This is a genomic window from Brevibacillus daliensis (assembly GCF_021245735.1).
Lineage (GTDB): Bacteria > Bacillota > Bacilli > Brevibacillales > Brevibacillaceae > Brevibacillus_B > Brevibacillus_B daliensis.
On the sequence record NZ_JAJISB010000001.1, the window covers coordinates 403807 to 420771 of the forward strand.

Annotated in this window: 16 protein-coding genes, 1 pseudogene and 1 other annotated feature; of the genes and pseudogenes, 2 read left to right on the forward strand and 15 right to left on the reverse strand. The window is 41.4% G+C overall.

Annotated features, from left to right (window positions below; all coding sequences use genetic code 11):
* Nucleotides 1-171: 171 nt before the first annotated feature.
* A complete protein-coding gene (locus LM917_RS02010; protein WP_232695736.1) occupies nucleotides 172-1968 on the forward strand; it encodes a SulP family inorganic anion transporter in 1797 nt (598 codons plus the stop codon).
* Between the two features lie 72 nt (nucleotides 1969-2040).
* Here the strand turns inward: LM917_RS02010 and zapA are convergent, their stop codons facing one another.
* The 6 genes and pseudogenes from zapA to LM917_RS02040 form a co-directional block, all read right to left on the reverse strand.
* Nucleotides 2041-2322: a cell division protein ZapA gene (zapA, locus tag LM917_RS02015; protein ID WP_232695737.1), complete on the reverse strand. Its 282-nt coding sequence runs from the start codon at nucleotides 2320-2322 to the stop codon at nucleotides 2041-2043.
* A 97-nt stretch (nucleotides 2323-2419) separates the two neighbouring features.
* Complete coding sequence (gene pheT, locus LM917_RS02020) at nucleotides 2420-4861, reverse strand: phenylalanine--tRNA ligase subunit beta (RefSeq protein ID WP_232695739.1); 2442 nt, start codon at nucleotides 4859-4861, stop codon at nucleotides 2420-2422.
* A gap of 30 nt (nucleotides 4862-4891) precedes the next feature.
* Nucleotides 4892-5926 (reverse strand): phenylalanine--tRNA ligase subunit alpha, encoded by a 1035-nt coding sequence (gene pheS, locus LM917_RS02025; protein WP_232695741.1) that lies wholly within the window; start codon nucleotides 5924-5926, stop codon nucleotides 4892-4894.
* A 60-nt stretch (nucleotides 5927-5986) separates the two neighbouring features.
* Nucleotides 5987-6231: a binding site (T-box leader), on the reverse strand.
* Between the two features lie 886 nt (nucleotides 6232-7117).
* Complete coding sequence (locus tag LM917_RS02030) at nucleotides 7118-8230, reverse strand: aminopeptidase (protein WP_232695742.1); 1113 nt, start codon at nucleotides 8228-8230, stop codon at nucleotides 7118-7120.
* A 138-nt stretch (nucleotides 8231-8368) separates the two neighbouring features.
* Complete coding sequence (locus LM917_RS02035; RefSeq protein WP_232695743.1) at nucleotides 8369-9184, reverse strand: TrmH family RNA methyltransferase; 816 nt, start codon at nucleotides 9182-9184, stop codon at nucleotides 8369-8371.
* Between the two features lie 4 nt (nucleotides 9185-9188).
* Nucleotides 9189-9851: pseudogene (locus LM917_RS02040) on the reverse strand (potassium channel family protein); the annotation flags it as partial.
* Nucleotides 9852-9991: 140 nt separating this feature from the next.
* On the opposite strand from LM917_RS02040, the gene sspI reads away from it, so the two are divergent.
* Nucleotides 9992-10228, forward strand: a complete 237-nt coding sequence (sspI, locus tag LM917_RS02045; protein WP_232695745.1) for a small acid-soluble spore protein SspI — start codon at nucleotides 9992-9994, stop codon at nucleotides 10226-10228.
* Nucleotides 10229-10356: 128 nt separating this feature from the next.
* On the opposite strand, the gene LM917_RS02050 is transcribed toward sspI, so the two are convergent.
* The 9 genes from LM917_RS02050 to LM917_RS02090 all read right to left on the reverse strand — a co-directional run bounded on the left by LM917_RS02050 (nucleotide 10357) and on the right by LM917_RS02090 (nucleotide 16934).
* Nucleotides 10357-10650, reverse strand: a complete 294-nt coding sequence (locus tag LM917_RS02050; RefSeq protein ID WP_232695746.1) for a hypothetical protein — start codon at nucleotides 10648-10650, stop codon at nucleotides 10357-10359.
* Nucleotides 10651-10904: 254 nt separating this feature from the next.
* Nucleotides 10905-11087: a hypothetical protein gene (locus LM917_RS02055; protein WP_232695747.1), complete on the reverse strand. Its 183-nt coding sequence runs from the start codon at nucleotides 11085-11087 to the stop codon at nucleotides 10905-10907.
* Nucleotides 11088-11110: 23 nt separating this feature from the next.
* Nucleotides 11111-11695 (reverse strand): ATP-dependent Clp endopeptidase proteolytic subunit ClpP, encoded by a 585-nt coding sequence (gene clpP / locus LM917_RS02060; RefSeq protein WP_232695749.1) that lies wholly within the window; start codon nucleotides 11693-11695, stop codon nucleotides 11111-11113.
* An 18-nt stretch (nucleotides 11696-11713) separates the two neighbouring features.
* Nucleotides 11714-12223 carry a hypothetical protein gene (locus tag LM917_RS02065; RefSeq protein WP_232695750.1) on the reverse strand — a complete coding sequence of 170 codons (510 nt, stop codon included), beginning with the start codon at nucleotides 12221-12223 and terminating at the stop codon, nucleotides 11714-11716.
* Nucleotides 12220-12636: a MerR family transcriptional regulator gene (locus tag LM917_RS02070; RefSeq protein ID WP_232695751.1), complete on the reverse strand. Its 417-nt coding sequence runs from the start codon at nucleotides 12634-12636 to the stop codon at nucleotides 12220-12222. The genes LM917_RS02065 and LM917_RS02070 overlap by 4 nt, the downstream gene beginning before the upstream one ends.
* A 277-nt stretch (nucleotides 12637-12913) precedes the next feature.
* A complete protein-coding gene (locus LM917_RS02075) occupies nucleotides 12914-13996 on the reverse strand; it encodes a M42 family metallopeptidase (RefSeq protein ID WP_373688743.1) in 1083 nt (360 codons plus the stop codon).
* A 59-nt stretch (nucleotides 13997-14055) separates the two neighbouring features.
* Nucleotides 14056-14418 carry a DUF1294 domain-containing protein gene (locus LM917_RS02080; RefSeq protein WP_232695752.1) on the reverse strand — a complete coding sequence of 121 codons (363 nt, stop codon included), beginning with the start codon at nucleotides 14416-14418 and terminating at the stop codon, nucleotides 14056-14058.
* Nucleotides 14419-14439: 21 nt separating this feature from the next.
* Nucleotides 14440-15042 (reverse strand): DedA family protein, encoded by a 603-nt coding sequence (locus LM917_RS02085; RefSeq protein WP_232695753.1) that lies wholly within the window; start codon nucleotides 15040-15042, stop codon nucleotides 14440-14442.
* A gap of 116 nt (nucleotides 15043-15158) precedes the next feature.
* Nucleotides 15159-16934 carry a B12-binding domain-containing radical SAM protein gene (locus LM917_RS02090; RefSeq protein WP_232695755.1) on the reverse strand — a complete coding sequence of 592 codons (1776 nt, stop codon included), beginning with the start codon at nucleotides 16932-16934 and terminating at the stop codon, nucleotides 15159-15161.
* Nucleotides 16935-16965 lie beyond the last annotated feature (31 nt).

The following is a 16965-nucleotide window of genomic DNA, read 5'->3' on the forward strand; positions in this document are numbered from 1 at the left end:
TTTTCATGCGTATCAGGAAGTGATCCTTCGAAGTTTATACATTTTGATACAGTAAGAAATGCATCGCCGCTTGTCTGTGATAATCTCGCATTGACAAGAATCGGTAACGAGTGTATAGTCCCCTATATATTCAAATAATCAAATATATAAATAAAAAGAAGGTTAGAAATAATGAAGCTGTCGGGAAGATTTTCTGATTATCATGCAACACATTTTCGACGGGATCTCATTGCAGGGTTAATAGTTGGTGTTATAGCCATTCCTTTGGGGATGGCTTTTGCTATTGCCTCTGGCGTTAGTCCCGAGAATGGGATCTACACAACAATCATTGCTGGTTTTCTGATATCTTTATTTGGTGGATCAAGATTCCAAATTGGTGGTCCAACTGGTGCATTTATTCCTATTTTATTTGCCATCGTCATGCAGTACGGATTTGAGAATCTGCTAATTGCTGGTATGTTAGCAGGAATTATGCTTGTTCTGATGGGGATTCTCAAGCTAGGTGCACTTATCAAATTCATTCCCAGACCTGTAACAATTGGTTTTACAGCAGGAATTGCTGTCATTATTTTTACCGGACAAATTGCCAATTTTTTGGGCTTAACCGGCTTGGAAAGACATGAAGATTTCATTTCCAACATGACAGAAATTGGACTTCATATTTCCACAATTAATATTTATAGCATTATTACTGCAATCTTTTGTTTAGCTATTATTATCGTAACGCCAAAACTTTTCCCAAAAATTCCTGGACCACTTATCGGCCTGATTCTCTCTAGTTTACTTGCTGCTTTGCTGTTTGAAGGAAGAGTAGCAACCATCGGCTCAACCTATGGTGCGATCTCAAGTACACTTCCTAGTTTTCACTTCCCGGAAATTACGTGGGAGAAAATAATGATGCTACTTCCTCCGGCATTTGTCATAGCAATGCTTGGTGGGATTGAATCCCTATTATCAGCAGTAGTTGCAGACGGGATGACAGGAAAACAACATAATAGTAACCGGGAGCTGATTGGGCAAGGGATCGCTAACATTGTGACTCCACTGTTTGGTGGAATTCCAGCAACAGGTGCAATTGCAAGGACTGCTACCAATATTAAAAGTGGTGCTGCAAGTCCTTTTTCGGGAATGATTCATAGTGTAGTTGTTTTATTTGTTTTGCTCATCTTTGCTCCATTAGCCTCTACTATTCCACTAGCGAGTATGGCACCTATTCTAATGGTAGTCGCATGGAACATGAGTGAGCGTAAGGGGTTTATTCACATCCTAAAAACAAAAACGAGCGATTCTTTTGTGCTCGCCGTTACTTTTTCTCTTACTGTACTTACTGATTTAACCACTGCTGTAGCAGTTGGTCTGATTCTAGCTGTTATTCTGTTCGTTAAGCGTATGAGTGAAATCCTTACAGTTGCTAAGGTCTTGCCTGACCCAACGTTAAAACATGAAAAAGTAGTTCCTCATATGGTTAAGGATGGACATGATTGTCCACAAATTGCTATCTATACGATTGAAGGTGCCTTATTTTTTGGTGCAGCTGCCCTCTTTGAAAAATCGATAATGAACACGATTCATTATCGACCAAAAGTATTACTTTTACGAATGGGGAAGGTTCCCTTTATGGATACGACGGGTGAATCCAATCTTGCTAGCGTCGTTACAGACTTCAAAAAAAATGATGGAATCGTATTGTTTTCAAGTATTCAGGACCAACCACGTGAGGTACTGAGAAAAACAGGGCTGGATCAAGTGATAGGAGAGGACAATTTTTATGAACATACAGGGGAAGCCCTCACTTATGCCCTATCTAACTTAACTCCTTCTAAATGCCTGGGATGCAAGCACTTTGCCTTCCATGAATGTACGCTCTTATCAGCTGGCAAGGCAGCTATCCCAAATGATAAAAAAAAGACGTGGGAACCCACTACCGAACCATTAAACAGCTTGATGTCTAAACAACATAACCACTAATTACAAATACACATTGAAAAAAGGCTGTCGGGAACTTGCACTCCCAACAGCCTTTACGCATTTTAGTAGTAGTTATTCATCACGATCCGTTTTATAGGTTGCATCATCTTGAAGCAATCTGAGCAGATCTTCATACTCCTGCCGCAGACGGAAATATTCATCAGCAATGTTTACCGAGCTTAACACGGCAATTTTCGCTGAGTCGAGACGATAATTACCTTGCGCGATCTCTTTCATCTTATCGTCAACATAACCAGCTACCATCCGCATATGATTGGTGCTAGCTTTCCCACTCAATCGGTACTGTTGACCATATATTTCCACTGTCAAACGTTTTTTCACGTCATCCTGCACGGAGTCTTCCTCCTTGAAATGGCCGACTAATCTTCATTACTTTATAGGTTACTGAAAATGACACATTTCGTCAAGGAAATGATCTCCATTTGATGGATTAAGAGCGTAATTCTACTCCTGCCTCCGTCAATGCTTCAATGACCTTCGCTGTTATCTGCTGGATCTCTTCGTCCTGAAGAGTACGCTCTGCATGACGGTATACGATGGAGTATGCCACGCTCTTTTTATCTGAGGCAATTCGATCTCCCATATATACATCAAAAAGTGTTACAGATTCCAAAAGCTCGCCAGAAGCTTCACGGATAAGCTTCTCCAGCTTGGCAACTGGCATGCTACGATCAACAACCAATGCAAAGTCACGAGTAATAGCAGGATATTTAGGTAACAACTTGTAATCATTAAAAGTATTTGCATATTGGAACAGCTCTTCTAAGTCAAACTGGAACACAAATGTTTCATCCAGGTCAAATTCTTTTTCTGATTGCGGGTGTAGTTGCCCTAAGAAACCAACCGTCTTTCCGTCAATTTGAACGTCTGCGGTACGACCCGGGTGCATTCCTTTACGCTCGCTGTTCGCTACATATTGAACAGATTGCTGATTGATACCAAGGCGAGACAACAGAGATTCCATCAGACCTTTTACTGTATAGAAGTCTACAGGTGCCTTTACACCCATCCAGTTTACGGAGATGAAATTACCTGTTAACAAACCTCCTAGATATAAGCGTTCTTCTGGAAGCTCATTCAATTGCTCTTGTTCAGATAAGAACACTTGCCCCAGTTCAAAGAAAGCTAGATCATGAGTTTGTCTGTTCTTATTGTACATAGCCGTTCCAACCAGGCTCGTAATTAAATTGGTACGAAGAACGCTGTGTTCTTCACTTAATGGCATAGCTAATGGTACTGGACGAAGATTGCGATCATCCTGTAATCCACTAAATTTAGCCAATTTGTCTGGATGCAATAAACCATAAGAAACGGTTTCGTGAAGTCCTGCTCCAATCAAATGATTGCGAACCATACGGCGTAATTTCTGTTCTCTCGTTAGAGAACCTTGAATTACTTCGCCACCTGGAAGCGTAGTCGGGATGTTGTCGTAACCAAACAGTCGAGCAACCTCTTCAATCAGGTCTTCTGACAGAGTAATATCACCACGGCGGGTTGGTACGGTTACTGTAAACAGAACTGTTCCCGCTTCTTCTTTTTGATCCAATTCGAATTGTAGACGAGAGAAAATGTCTGCAACTATGGAGGCATCCATGTCAGTACCTAAATGAATATTTATTTTTTCCAGTGTGACAGAAACCGTTACTGGTTCTACAACTTTTACAGTTGTATCTACAACACCTTTGGATACTTTTGCGCCAGACAGCTTTTGAATCAGGTGTGCCGCACGATCAGCCGCTTGGCGTACTCGTGTCTGGTCTACGCCTTTTTCCCAACGAACGCATCCTTCTGTACGCATTCCTAGCATTTTCGCTGTACGGCGAATCGTTTTCGGAGTGAAATATGCTGATTCCAAAATAATCTCTTCAGTACCGCTTACGATCTCCGAATTAGCTCCACCCATTACACCTGCAACAGCAAGACCTTTAGTTGGATCAGCAATTACCAATGTTTCTTCGTCCAAGGTACGCTCCTGATCATCCAGGGTAGTTAGTTTTTCACCCTCTTGTCCCAGACGAACAACGATATGGTGGTCTGCTACTTCCTTTGCATCGAAGGCATGAAGTGGTTGGCCATACTCAAGCAATACATAGTTCGTAACGTCAACCACATTGTTGATCGGACGGATACCAGCTGCCATCAGACGATTTTTCATCCACTGTGGAGCACTCTTGATAGTAGCTCCAGTGAAATGTCTGCCTGCGTACTGATAGCAATCTTCTGTAGCCACGATGTCTACTTTAAGCGGATTCGCATCGCCATTTTCCTCCACGCTCGTATCTGGGAAGATTACCTCACGTCCAAGAATGGCTGCTACTTCATAAGCTACGCCAAGCATACTTAAGCAGTCAGAACGGTTTGGAGTTAGACCTAACTCCAATACATGATCATCGAGGCCTAGGTATTCTGTTGCATCCATACCTAGTTCCGCGTCTTCTGGAAGGATAAGAATCCCTTCTTGCTGATCCTTGGAAAGTAGTTTATCGTTTAAGCCTAATTCTTTTGCCGAGCAGATCATCCCTTGGGATTCAACACCACGCAGTTTGGACTTCTTGATTTTAAAGTCACCAGGTAAAACAGCTCCGATCATTGCCACCGGAACTTTTTGTCCTTGTGCTACATTCGGTGCACCACAAACGATCTGGAGAAGCTCTTCCTTGCCTACATCCACTTTACACACGCTTAGACGATCTGCGTCAGGATGTTTTTCACGTTCTTGTACATAGCCGATTACTACACCAGTTACACCCGCGTTAAGGGATTCTATCCCCTCTACTTCAATTCCACTACGAGTCAACTTTTCAGCTAGCTCTTGCGGTGTCAGATCATTTATATCTACATACTCTTTTAGCCATTGATAAGATACTTTCATGATAATCCCCTTTCTTTCAGTGAGCCGTTTTTAGGAACGGTTAAATTGACGCAGGAAACGTACATCGTTGGTGTAGAAATGACGAATATCCTCTACGCCATATTTCAGCATGGCGATACGTTCAATCCCCATTCCAAAAGCAAAACCGCTTACTTCCTGCGGATTGTAGCCAGCCATCTCTAGAACGCGTGGGTGAACCATTCCGGCACCCAGAATTTCGATCCAACCTGTCTGTTTACATACACGGCAACCTTCGCCATGGCAAATTACACATTGCAGGTCAACCTCTACGCTAGGTTCTGTGAATGGGAAAAAACTAGGACGCAGGCGAATCTGTTGGTCTTCTCCGAACATTTGACGAGCAAATGTTAATAGCGTACCCTTCAGATCACTCATGCTGATGTTTTTACCAACCACAAGTCCTTCCATCTGTGTGAACTGGTGGGAGTGGGTCGCATCGTCATCATCGCGGCGGTACACTTTACCTGGGCAAATGATTTTTACTGGTGTTTTACCTTCTTTTTTCAACATCGTACGTGCTTGAACCGGAGAAGTCTGCGTACGAAGCAAAATCTCTTCCGTAATGTAGAAGGAATCCTGCATGTCACGAGCTGGGTGATCTTTTGGCAGGTTCAACATTTCGAAATTGTAATGATCAAGCTCTACTTCAGGACCTTCGGCAACCTCGAAGCCAAGACCAATAAAAATATCTTCCAGCTCCTCAATGATTCGAGTAAGCGGATGCATGGTACCTGTCGCTACTGGCAAACCTGGCAATGTTACATCGATTGTTTGTTTCGCTAATTTAGCTTCCAGGATACGTTTTTCGATCTCATTCTGCTTGCTTGCGATGGTTTCCTCAATTGCTTCACGAACTTCATTAACTAATTGACCAATTTTCGGACGCTCTTCTGCAGATAGCGCACCCATTCCACGCAAAATCTCAGTTAGCTCCCCTTTTTTACCTAAGAATTTCACACGAAGCTCTTGTAGTTCCTGCGCTTCTGCTACATGCTTCAGCTTGTCAAGAGCGTGTTCTTTCATTTGCTGTAAACGCGTTTGCACAACAATCTCTCCTTTACAATCTTTTGTCAAAGAAAAACAAAAAAACTTCCTCCCCATAAAATCAGGGACGAAGTATTTATCCGCGGTACCACCCTGGTTAGACATACGTTGATGCCTCACCTTCCATATCCATAACGGGGGATGTCCGGTTCTTCCTACTAGGCCATGCGAGTGCATTCCTGCCATTCAGAGAACTGCTCGTGAGTGAATTCCACAGTGCTAACGTAAAAGTGCTTCCAGTCTCGGCACCTTCTCCCTGTAACGTTATGTACCTTCTGTGTACTAATCTCAGTCCATGCATTTCATTATATACAATGATTAATTATACCGTACTCCTATCAACTTGCAAAGATTCAGTTGTAGAATTAGTTCTCCATTTGCAGGATTTTTTCCTGAACCATTCTGGTTAGCTCAGCATTCGTTCTAATGATTTCATTTTCAATTTCCTCGTTTTTCGTATTGGAGCCTGCTCCGACATTCATTTCAGTATAAAACGTGCTTTGTTATTATCCTTTCATGATTTCCCCTTATGTAAACCTCTTTCGTCGTCGATTTATTAGCTTTATCTTCAACTGCGTCAGAATCACTCTGTATCCAATCTGATTCCGTTTACTTTCTGGGATTTTAAAAGATTGCTTTCATCCTGCTTTCGTGGAGAAAACCAGATTCTCTTTTCACCCTTCGCTAAAAGTCTTCGCCCCGCAAGGAGTTGGACTGTCCGCTCCGCACGATTCATCGGGGAAGCGCAAAACGATGTCTTCACTGTAAGACTTGCTGGGTTTCACTTCTTATTCCCGATGAATCGTGCTCCGCTGGGTCGGGCTTCGCCAAGACGCTCCGTGTGAAAAGAGAATCTGGTTTTTCATGCTTTTGGTTTTTTTGTATTTTATTTCCGTTGAAGCCATTTGCAGAAGAAGCACATTTTTTGTCCAGAACTATTTAAGGTCCTGCCTAGCTACATAACAAAGAGTGCGGATTAAAAAGTGCAACCCATGAAATACTGCGTAGCATACTCTTCTTTTTGCACTTTCCGCACTCTTTGCTGTGTAGCGGACAGTCATGACACCCTTGCTGGACCTTAACGAGTTCGCAGACAAAAATTGTGCTTCTTCTGCATACCCACTACAGTCAAAAATACTAGAAAAAACCTTAAAGGCAATGCCTCTAAGGTCGTCTTTCACATCTATCCATCTATAGTTTCAACTGATCAGGATTTAATCCTAGGAGATCTTCATGGACAAACAATCCATCCTTTCGAATTAACACATCATCAAACCAGATTTCGCCACCACCATACTCTTGTCGTTGAATACAGATTAAATCCCAATGAATACTGCTTCGGTTCCCGTTATCTGCCTTCTCGTAAGCACTTCCTGGTGTGAAATGAAAACTACCGGCGATTTTTTCATCGAACAGAATATCGTTCATAGGGTGGAGAATATAGGGGTTTATCCCAATAGCGAATTCACCGATGAAACGTGCTCCCTCATCCGTATCCAGCACCTTATTCAGCTTTTCACGGTGATTAGCTGTTGCCTCCACAATCCGTCCTTTTTCAAATGTAAAGCGAATGTCATCAAACGAAGTACCCTCGTAATTACTTGGGGTATTATAGGAAATGACTCCGTTTACGGAATCACGGACAGGTGATGTATATACTTCTCCATCCGGAACATTTCGCTTCCCTACTGCAATCGTAGTTCCAATCCCTTTGATCGAAAAAGAAAGGTCGGTACCTGGTCCAATAATCCGTACATGGTCTGTCTGATCCATCAGCTTGTGAAGGGGCATTACTGCTTCATGCAGCTTTTGATAATCAAGGGAGCAAACATCGAAATAAAAATCTGTGAAGGCTTCCGTAGACATATTTGCCTTCTGGGCAAGAGAAGCTGTTGGATAATTAATTCGTACGCCTTTTTTCCTATTGTCCATATGTTGAAAAACCTCCTGATAACCCTTGGCGTAGATGCTGAATTTTTCTTTTGGAACATTACTTAGTTCACTATCATTTAGCTCACCATGAATAGTCACAAAACCTTGCATTCCGTATAAAAAAGGCTGCTCCCATTGAATCTGTTGTTTGACCTGTGCTTCAGATAATCCTGTAAGCCATTCACGGTGCAGGCTTTGGCGCTGCATTCTCAGATGAGGATAAGCCCCTTTGGCATAAATTTGTTTCATCAGCTCTGCTGCCAACGGCTCACCATCGTCAAATACCCAAATCAAAATGTTTTCACCTGGTTGAACATCCAAACTGTAGGAAACTAAATTGGTAGCGATTTTTGCAAGTCTTGGATCTTTCATCTTTCTTCCTCCTTTATCTCTCTCTACAATCCATTTTTCTTTCATCATACCAACAGTTTGTCAGAGGAATATCAGAGAACAGAGGGTATGAAAAAAGACTGCCGAATTATCGACAGCCTTCACTCGTACAATCATCATCTATTTTTGTTTACGTTGACGCACAGCTTCATACAGCATAATCCCGCCAGCTACCGCAGCATTAAGTGATTCGGTTTGCCCATATATAGGGATGTGAACCAGATCACTCGCTTCTTCTAGCATTTCAGTTGAAACTCCACGTGCTTCGTTACCAATTACAATCGCTACTTTTCCAGAATAAAGCGGTTCATCATATGCTTTACTCTCTTTCCCTAGCGCTGTTACCAATAGACGACCTCCTGCACGTTTAACTTCTCTTGCTGCCGTCGCTAGATCATCAATAAAGATAGGCAGGCGGAACACAGAACCCATCGTAGAACGAAGGAGCTTGCCATTATACAAGTCAACGCTTTCCTTGCCCAAAAGAATGGCGTCTGCGCCTGCTGCTTCTGCTGTACGTAAGATCGTTCCCACATTACCTGGATCTTGCAAGCCGTCCAGCATTAGCACTAGAAAATCGTCCTGCTTGAGGGATGTCCATTTTTTATCCCAGTCATGAGAACGCATTTTCACCTCAGCTACAATTCCTTGAGGACTTTTTGTTTCAGAGACCTTTTCCAATACTGCCTGATTGGTTGTAATTCGTTTGACCGGATAAGGATACTGAGACAGTGCTTTTTCTACTGTAGCAGGCAACCCTCGATCTGCATCATACATAAGAATCGTAAGCTCCATTTTTGACAAAAGGGCTTCTTCAACCAGATGCTCACCCTCAATGAGAAAGCGTTCTTTACCTTCTCGATTTTTTTTATTTTGAAGTTCACGTAGTCGCTTGACCAACGGATTTTGTAAGGAGCTGATATGTTCTTCCCTCATCGTTTTATGCCTTCTCCTCAAATTCTTTTAGATCTTTATTATGTCCAAGGACTACCAGAATGTCATCTGTATGAATAACATCATCCGGTCCTGGTGAGATGTTAAAGGAACTTCCACTCTTAATGGCAATTACGTTGACACCAAACTTCGCACGTACATCTATATTTCGCAGAGATTGTCCGACGAGCGATGGAGCTACAACTACCTCCGCTACGCTATAGTCGTCGGCTAACTCAATAAAATCAAGCACATTGGCGGAAATCAGATTGTGCGCTACACGTATTCCCATATCCCGTTCAGGGAAAACAACACGATCTGCTCCTACCTTGTACAGTACCTGACCATGGCGTTCATTTTGTGCTTTCGCAACAATTTTTTTCACGCCCATCTCTTTTAAAGTGAGCACGGTCAAAATACTCGCCTGAATATCTTCTCCGATAGAGACGACCACCACATCAAAGTTGCGGATTCCAATCTCACGCAACGCTATTTCATCGGTTGTATCTGCAGCTACCGCGTGTGTTACATACTGAATATTTTCATTAATTCGTTCTTCATTTTCATCTATACCCATTACTTCATAACCCATCTCATACATGGCCCTAGCCACACTGGAACCAAAACGTCCCAATCCGATTATGGCAAATTGTTTTGACATGATTTTACCTCCCGAATTTTCACATTGATTATATCATAAGGGCTGATCTTCCGACAAAAGGCGAAGCTTCTTTTTGAATGGTATTCATGAGGTCAACGAATACTATGACAAGCATTTTGTTTCTCTTACCTAGAAAGGAGTGTCTATTGATGAATATTAACTCACTTAACCTACGTCAGGCAATCATGTACAAAATGCAGGGATCTGGTCCTGACTCTGTTGAAGAAACCATTAACGATGCTATTTCAAGTGGAATGGAAAAAACCCTTCCTGGTCTTGGCGTTTTATTCGAAGTGCTTTGGCAAAACAGTGGTGAAGCCCAAAAGGACCAGATGGTGCAGACGATTTCTGAGCACATCCCTGCAAAAACTGATTCCCCCGTGTAAACACGTTTTATTATTTCATGAAAACAGGGAACTTGTTGTCGGACTTGTACCGAACATGCATGTTCCCTGTTTTATTTCCATCAAATGAAAAAAGTTTTCTCTAGACTAAGTGATAACAGCTTTTTCCCTTAAGGCAAACGCATGAAAAATAACACCGGTAGTACAATCAGACAGGCAAAAATGGTAACGGACATAAACGTTTTCGTTCGATGCAAGCTACTCAATGTTAATTCTTCGCCTCTACGAAGCACATAAGCAATCGATACCGCAACTAAAAATCCAAGAACGACTGCAAACAGCCCCACATCCGCTACTCCCTTCGGATATCCTTTTGCTACCACAAAAAAAACAATCGCTTCTGAAAGTGCAATAAACATATACAGAAAAAATACATATGGATGCCGAAAAAAGCGCATGAGCATAATTATTCCTCCTTACTGTACCTCTCTATCATTTACACTTCCCACGAAAAGAATGAAATGAAAAAAAGAACGCCTTTTGCGTTCAGTTCTATGTGTATGTATGTAGGTATAGTATATCATTACTTTTCATTTATGCTGGTGAATGGACGGACTGTTCATCAAATGCTACTATTCTGTTCCTCTTCCTAAGTAGTTACTATTAAATATCTATGTACATACAAAAAGACCGTCAATACATGCACGGTCTATCGTAATTACTGTTGATCATCTCCATTGCTATTCGGAACAGTTGTAACCGCTCTAATAAAGACGTCAGGGAATCTTTGACGAATTTTCATTTTTGCATCGGATAGGTTAAATGCTTTCACATTTTCAAAATATAACACACCATAAGTGTCTTGGTATTCTACGGTATATTCAATTTGTTCATTCTCCACGAACCCCACCCACCGTTCTGCCGTTATTGAGCCACATGAATTACTTTGTCAATTAGCCCGTATGCCTTTGCTTCGTGGGCGTCCATAAAGTTATCCCTGTCGGTATCTCGTTCAACTTTTTCAAGTGCTTGACCCGTTTGTTGAGCCAGTATGTGATTTATCTTACTTCGTAATCGAATAATACGTTTAGCGCTTATTTCTATATCCGTTGCTTGACCTCGTGCTCCGCCGAGAGGTTGGTGAATCATGACTTCGCTATTAGGGAGTGCTAGCCGTTTTCCTTTCGCTCCGTTTGCTAATAAAAAAGCACCCATAGAAGCTGCCATACCAACACATAGAGTTGTTACGTCAGCTTTCACTAACTGCATTGCATCATAAATTCCCATACCTGCTGTAATGGATCCACCTGGCGAGTTAATATACATGTTTATATCCTTCCCCGAATCAGTAGCGTCTAAATAAAGAAGCTGCGCTATAACGCTATTAGCAACCTCGTCAGTAATTTCACCGGACACAAATAAGATTCGGTCTTGCAAAAGCCTTGAGTAAATATCGTAGGCTCGTTCGCCCCTAGAGGTTTGCTCGACAACGTAAGGAATTAGATTCATATTTACACTCCCTTCATTTCAGTAATCAACACGGTATTTCTTTTCTAAGTATGAAAACTCATTATTCCTTGCTTCCAAAACCTTTGTTTGAATGAAAACGATATTTGTATCTTCACTAGTGGGTGGGAAATTGGCATTACCTAATTCTTTAATTCGCTCGACAACTTGTTCGTCAATCTCGACCATATCCATTTCATCTTCACTTACCAAATGAATTGGTATTTCTTTGCTTATCGATTTTTCACATGAAAACAAGGTCACAGAAATTATCACTTCACCACAAGCAATTGCGTCTTGGGTGAAAATTTCAATCATAACCTCTTTGTCCTTTGAATCAAGCACAATTTGTTTTCGTTCATTCTCGGCATAACCATTGAGATTATGTGAGCGATAAATCCCTTTTGGAAGCTGTATCTGCATTTCAGATTTTTGGTAAACAGATTCTTCCCAAAGGATTTGTATCCATAAGTGATTCATTCCTTCTTCGTTCTCCATTAATGACTTGGCTAATTTAGTTTCAATCATCATTGATTTTCACCCCTTAATGCCTGAGATACCGAATCAATAACTTTTTGTTTTAACTCAGCAGAAATCCGAGGGCTTATCGTTATAATGACATCATCAGTTATTTTCAGTGTTTCGTTTTCAATAATTCGGCTAGATTCATACAGTGCCATTTGCTGACTGATTTTTTCAATGTCCTCCAATGAAAGTTTCTTCAAAGTTTCCTGTATGGAGGCCAAAGTTTCGCCAGTTCTTGACAAGGTGATAATAGCGCGAAAGTAGTGAATGTGATTATCCGTGTATACCCTTTTATTACCGAGTAATTCAAGGGGCGGTACCATACCAATTTGCGTGTAATACCTTACCGTTCGTAAATTCATGCGTGGGTCGTCTTGTTGGAGAACTTCTGCTATTTGTTTAGCGGTATAACTTTTCATGACACACCTCCAATGACACTCAACTGTACTAGTTACACTAAAGTGTATTGTTTACAGTTTACTGTAACTGTATTCAATTGTCAATTTGGTATTATTGATTACAGTAACAACAAAATAAAAAAAGCCCACTCTAAGGTGAGCGTGAAATCGTATCAAGAGTCGTCCTGTGCTTTCTAATTCTTGAATAGGGAATGTATTCTAATAAAACAAAAAAACCGGCATCTCAAGCATCGATACCATCGATAGCCTGGATGACCGGCATTATTAATAACTTCTCTTACTCAAAACTAGTCAATTCAGCCACTTGCTTTGCATCCAGGCGCTTCACTAGTGCAACTAGCAGCTTCACCATGTTTTGATAATCATCATAATGAATGATGGATGCGTGACTGTGGATGTAACGAGTTGCTACAGACAGCGCTATGGAAGGGATGCCGCTTCCTGTTAGAGAAAACGCTGCTGCATCCGTTGCTCCTCCTGGAATAGTAGTAAGCTGATACGGTATTCCTTCAGCTTCTGCTGTTTCAATCACGAATTGGCGCAATTTTTGCGGTGCAATTAGACGGGCATCATACATGGCGATTTCTACACCTTTACCAGCTTTAGAAGGCGCATCATTTTTGTTAATGCCTGGTGTATCGCCTGCAATTCCTACATCGACAGCAATCCCGATATCAGGTTTTACCGTATTAGCTACTGTATAAGCTCCACGAGTTCCTACTTCTTCCATTACTGTACCTGCTGCATACAGAACGTTCGGATGCTCCACGCCCTGCAATCCTTTCATTAAATCGATAGCAGCTGCACAACCAAGACGGTTATCCCAAGCTTTTGCCATCAACATTTTAGGATTTTTCATTACAGTAAACGGACAAACCGGAATAATCGCATCACCAGGACGTGCACCGAACTCTTCCGCTTCTTTCTTACTGGAAGCTCCGATATCAACGAACATGTCTTTAATTTCTACTACTTTACGGCGTTGTTCAACAGGCATAACATGCGGAGGGACAGAACCAATTACTCCATCCAGATAGCCATCCTTCGTTTGAACACGTACGCGTTGGGCAAGCATAACCTGGGACCACCAACCGCCTAATGGTTGAAATTTAAGAAACCCATCATCTGTAATTCTGGATACCATGAATCCTACTTCATCCAGATGTCCGGCAATCAGAATTTTAGGCCCGTTCTCATCCCCTGTTTTCTTGGCGATTATGCTACCCAAGTTGTCGTAGGAAATTTCATCTGCATATGGCTCTATGTACTTTTTCATTACTTGACGAACTTCTTGTTCAAAACCTGGAACTCCTGAGCATTCTGTTAACTCTCGAAGCATTTGTTCTGTTTGCTGATCCATGTTTATCATTCCTTTCACAAGTTAGCCTTGATGTATAGTATGGTATGGAGTAAAACTTGTTAAAACGGCCAATATACGAGTAATAAGCCATATTGTAATAATAAACAAACGGGAACCAGAATACAAAATGAAGCATGCTTTGTTTTATGACGGAACCAAAGCATGCCTAAACCTGTGCCTGTAGCCCCTCCCAGAGCTGAGAGCAAGAAAAAAGTGTTCTCCGGTATCCGAAAGCCTCGATGCGTGCGAGCAAGCAGCTTGTCTTTACGCATGAGCACCAATGAATACAGATTAATGATGCTCATACCCAGTAAAAAAATCCACACATTGGTCAAAAGAACACCTGTAACGATACACAACCAGCTAGCTACAAGGAGAAAAGAGCGTTGTTTCCTATGTTTATGCAACTGCCCTGGAATCAATTGTTACTCTCCTTCCTCACTTTATAATTTTTTTTTTTGAGACTTGAAATAGCGGAGGATAATAATCACTACAATAGCCGCCACAACAATGCCAAGTAAAATAAATCCATAGCGACGGGATAAATCGATAATCGTACTGATATGATTACCGAAGAAGTACCCTGCACTATAAAAAGCTAATGTCCATACAAAGCCAGTAGGATAGGCAAATAATGCATACGTTCTAAACTTCATTCCACCTACAGCCACTACGTATGGCACAACATGACGAACAACCGGAAGCAGATAACTGATACAAATGGAGTAGGTTCCGTATCGATTTATTAGCGCACTCGATCGTTCTATATAAGGTCCAAGCTTCTTCTTTTTGGCTAACCTTGCGAGAATTGGAGGTCCAATAAAGCGCCCCAAGAAAAACCCGATGGATAATCCAGAAACAACCCCGAGATAATCGACGACAAAAGCTAAAACGGGATCAAGATAGCCAAGAGCAGCGACTAGTCCACCTGAAGCGACGACTAGTTCATCGGGTACAGGTAATCCCACAATACCCAGCCAGAGCATAAAAAACAGAGCAGCATAACCGTATTGCTCTATCACCGGTACAAGAATATCTATATTCATCTGGTAAAAAGCTCCCCTTTACACACAGATTCTTTATCTGGATAGACATACGTAATACGTTATTCTGCTCCAAATTGTTACACTATTAAAAAAAACATAAGAAATTCGCTTCGATTTTACGCAGCTGTATTCGGAAGAGCCACACAGACGAATGTATTTGGTACATCCTCTTTGAATGAATAATACATAACTAATGCATATTCTCCCTCTACCACTTCACCTGTTCTTTCAAAAAGTTCAATGTCAAAGGATACATGTGCAACAGTTGTGTGTTTCGCATACTCTTTTTCTGTACGAGCTGATTCCCGGAAATCCTCACGTAATGCCTCTCTACGTTCAGCCACTTCACTATAGATTTCTTTTAATCTACTTTTTCCAACATGGTCGTCCCACCAGATTTTACGTGGACGATATCTTTGCTGGCGCAGATAATCATATTTCATCATGCTAAGTGCATGTTCTTTATTGCTTACCCCTTTTGCCTCAAGGAACTTGTCTAAACGGGTATATAAATCCTCCAGCTGATGGCCTAACCGCCCCCAACCTTGTGCCTCCCAATAGTTTCCGAATTCCTGGAAGAAATCAAAGGCTGATTCAAAATGTCTAGGAAGAATCCATTCCAACGTCTCATCCATACGGTGGTCATTCCAGTATTTCTCCAAAATATCCTCTGTTCTTCTGATTCTGCGCATATCTTCAAATGGCAACACATTATTTCCCAAAATTTCATAAGGAGCTTGGTCCATATACACATAGCCATGATCTTGTGCCCTCATTCGAACGCCAGTCCCACGTAGCATTTTTAAGAAACCAAGCTGTAATTCTTCTGGTCGAAGGGCAAATACATCGTTAAATGTATTACGGAAAGACTGGTAATCTTCCTCTGGAAGTCCTGCTATCAAATCCAGATGCTGTACAATCTTTCCAGATTCCTTAATTTTCTTCACTGTATAACTTAGCTTCTCAAAATTTTGACGACGCTCTACGATACGATTGGTCTCATCATTGGTTGACTGCACTCCGATTTCAAAGCGGAAGATTCCTGGAGGAGCATTCTCAGCAAGAAAATCAACCACGTCCGGTTTTAAAATATCAGCCGTAATCTCAAATTGAAAAATCGTACCATTATGGTTATCAATCAGGAACTGGAAAATTTCCATCGCATACTGTTTATTTATGTTAAAAGTACGATCGATAAATTTGATGGTTTTTACGCCATGATCGATCAGACGTTTTAATTCTGTTTTCACTCGGTCAATCTCAAAATATCGGACACCTTTTTCAAGTGACGATAAGCAGTATTGGCAACGGAATGGGCATCCTCTAGATGCTTCATAATAGACAACTCGATTCGTTAGCTCATCCAGATTATCCTCAAACGGAGAAGGAATAACATTAAGGTCCTTCATTTGTTCTCGTTGCATCGAAAAACGAACCCGTTCTCCGTCACGGTAAGCAATTCCTTCTACATTAGAAAGAGTTGGTGGGTTTCCTGTTTGGCGAGCTTCATTATACGTATTGCATAAGTCCAGGAAGGCCGCTTCACCTTCCCCCATAACAATTACATCAATATCCTTATGGTTTCTCATCCAATGGTCCGTATCATAGGAAACTTCTGGTCCTCCCAATACAATCGGTATATCTGGACAAATTTTCTTGATGTTGGAGATTACGTCAAGGGTCTCACGAATATTCCAGATATAAACAGAAAAAGCTAGTAAATCAGGTTTTCGTTTATAAATATCTCCGACGATATTAATCATCAAATCATTGATGGTGTATTCTACCAGTTCTATATCTGGGTAATGAGGTTTGGTATAACTGCGTAATAGACGCAAGGCAAGGGATGAATGAATGAACTTGGCATTCAATGTAGTTAAAACTATCTTCATTACAACTTGTACACTCCTTTAAAATAACAAT

Bases quoted from the DNA above. Each gene is read 5' to 3' on its own strand.
- LM917_RS02010 (WP_232695736.1), top strand. From the start codon at position 172: ATGAAGCTGTCGGGAAGATTTTCTGATTATCATGCAACACATTTTCGA.
- pheT (WP_232695739.1), bottom strand. From the start codon at position 4,861: ATGAAAGTATCTTATCAATGGCTAAAAGAGTATGTAGATATAAATGAT.
- LM917_RS02030 (WP_232695742.1), bottom strand. From the start codon at position 8,230: ATGAAAGATCCAAGACTTGCAAAAATCGCTACCAATTTAGTTTCCTAC.
- LM917_RS02035 (WP_232695743.1), bottom strand. From the start codon at position 9,184: ATGAGGGAAGAACATATCAGCTCCTTACAAAATCCGTTGGTCAAGCGA.
- sspI (WP_232695745.1), top strand. From the start codon at position 9,992: ATGAATATTAACTCACTTAACCTACGTCAGGCAATCATGTACAAAATG.
- LM917_RS02050 (WP_232695746.1), bottom strand. From the start codon at position 10,650: ATGCTCATGCGCTTTTTTCGGCATCCATATGTATTTTTTCTGTATATG.
- clpP (WP_232695749.1), bottom strand. From the start codon at position 11,695: ATGAATCTAATTCCTTACGTTGTCGAGCAAACCTCTAGGGGCGAACGA.
- LM917_RS02065 (WP_232695750.1), bottom strand. From the start codon at position 12,223: ATGATGATTGAAACTAAATTAGCCAAGTCATTAATGGAGAACGAAGAA.
- LM917_RS02070 (WP_232695751.1), bottom strand. From the start codon at position 12,636: ATGAAAAGTTATACCGCTAAACAAATAGCAGAAGTTCTCCAACAAGAC.
- LM917_RS02075 (WP_373688743.1), bottom strand. From the start codon at position 13,996: ATGGATCAGCAAACAGAACAAATGCTTCGAGAGTTAACAGAATGCTCA.
- LM917_RS02085 (WP_232695753.1), bottom strand. From the start codon at position 15,042: ATGAATATAGATATTCTTGTACCGGTGATAGAGCAATACGGTTATGCT.
- LM917_RS02090 (WP_232695755.1), bottom strand. From the start codon at position 16,934: ATGAAGATAGTTTTAACTACATTGAATGCCAAGTTCATTCATTCATCC.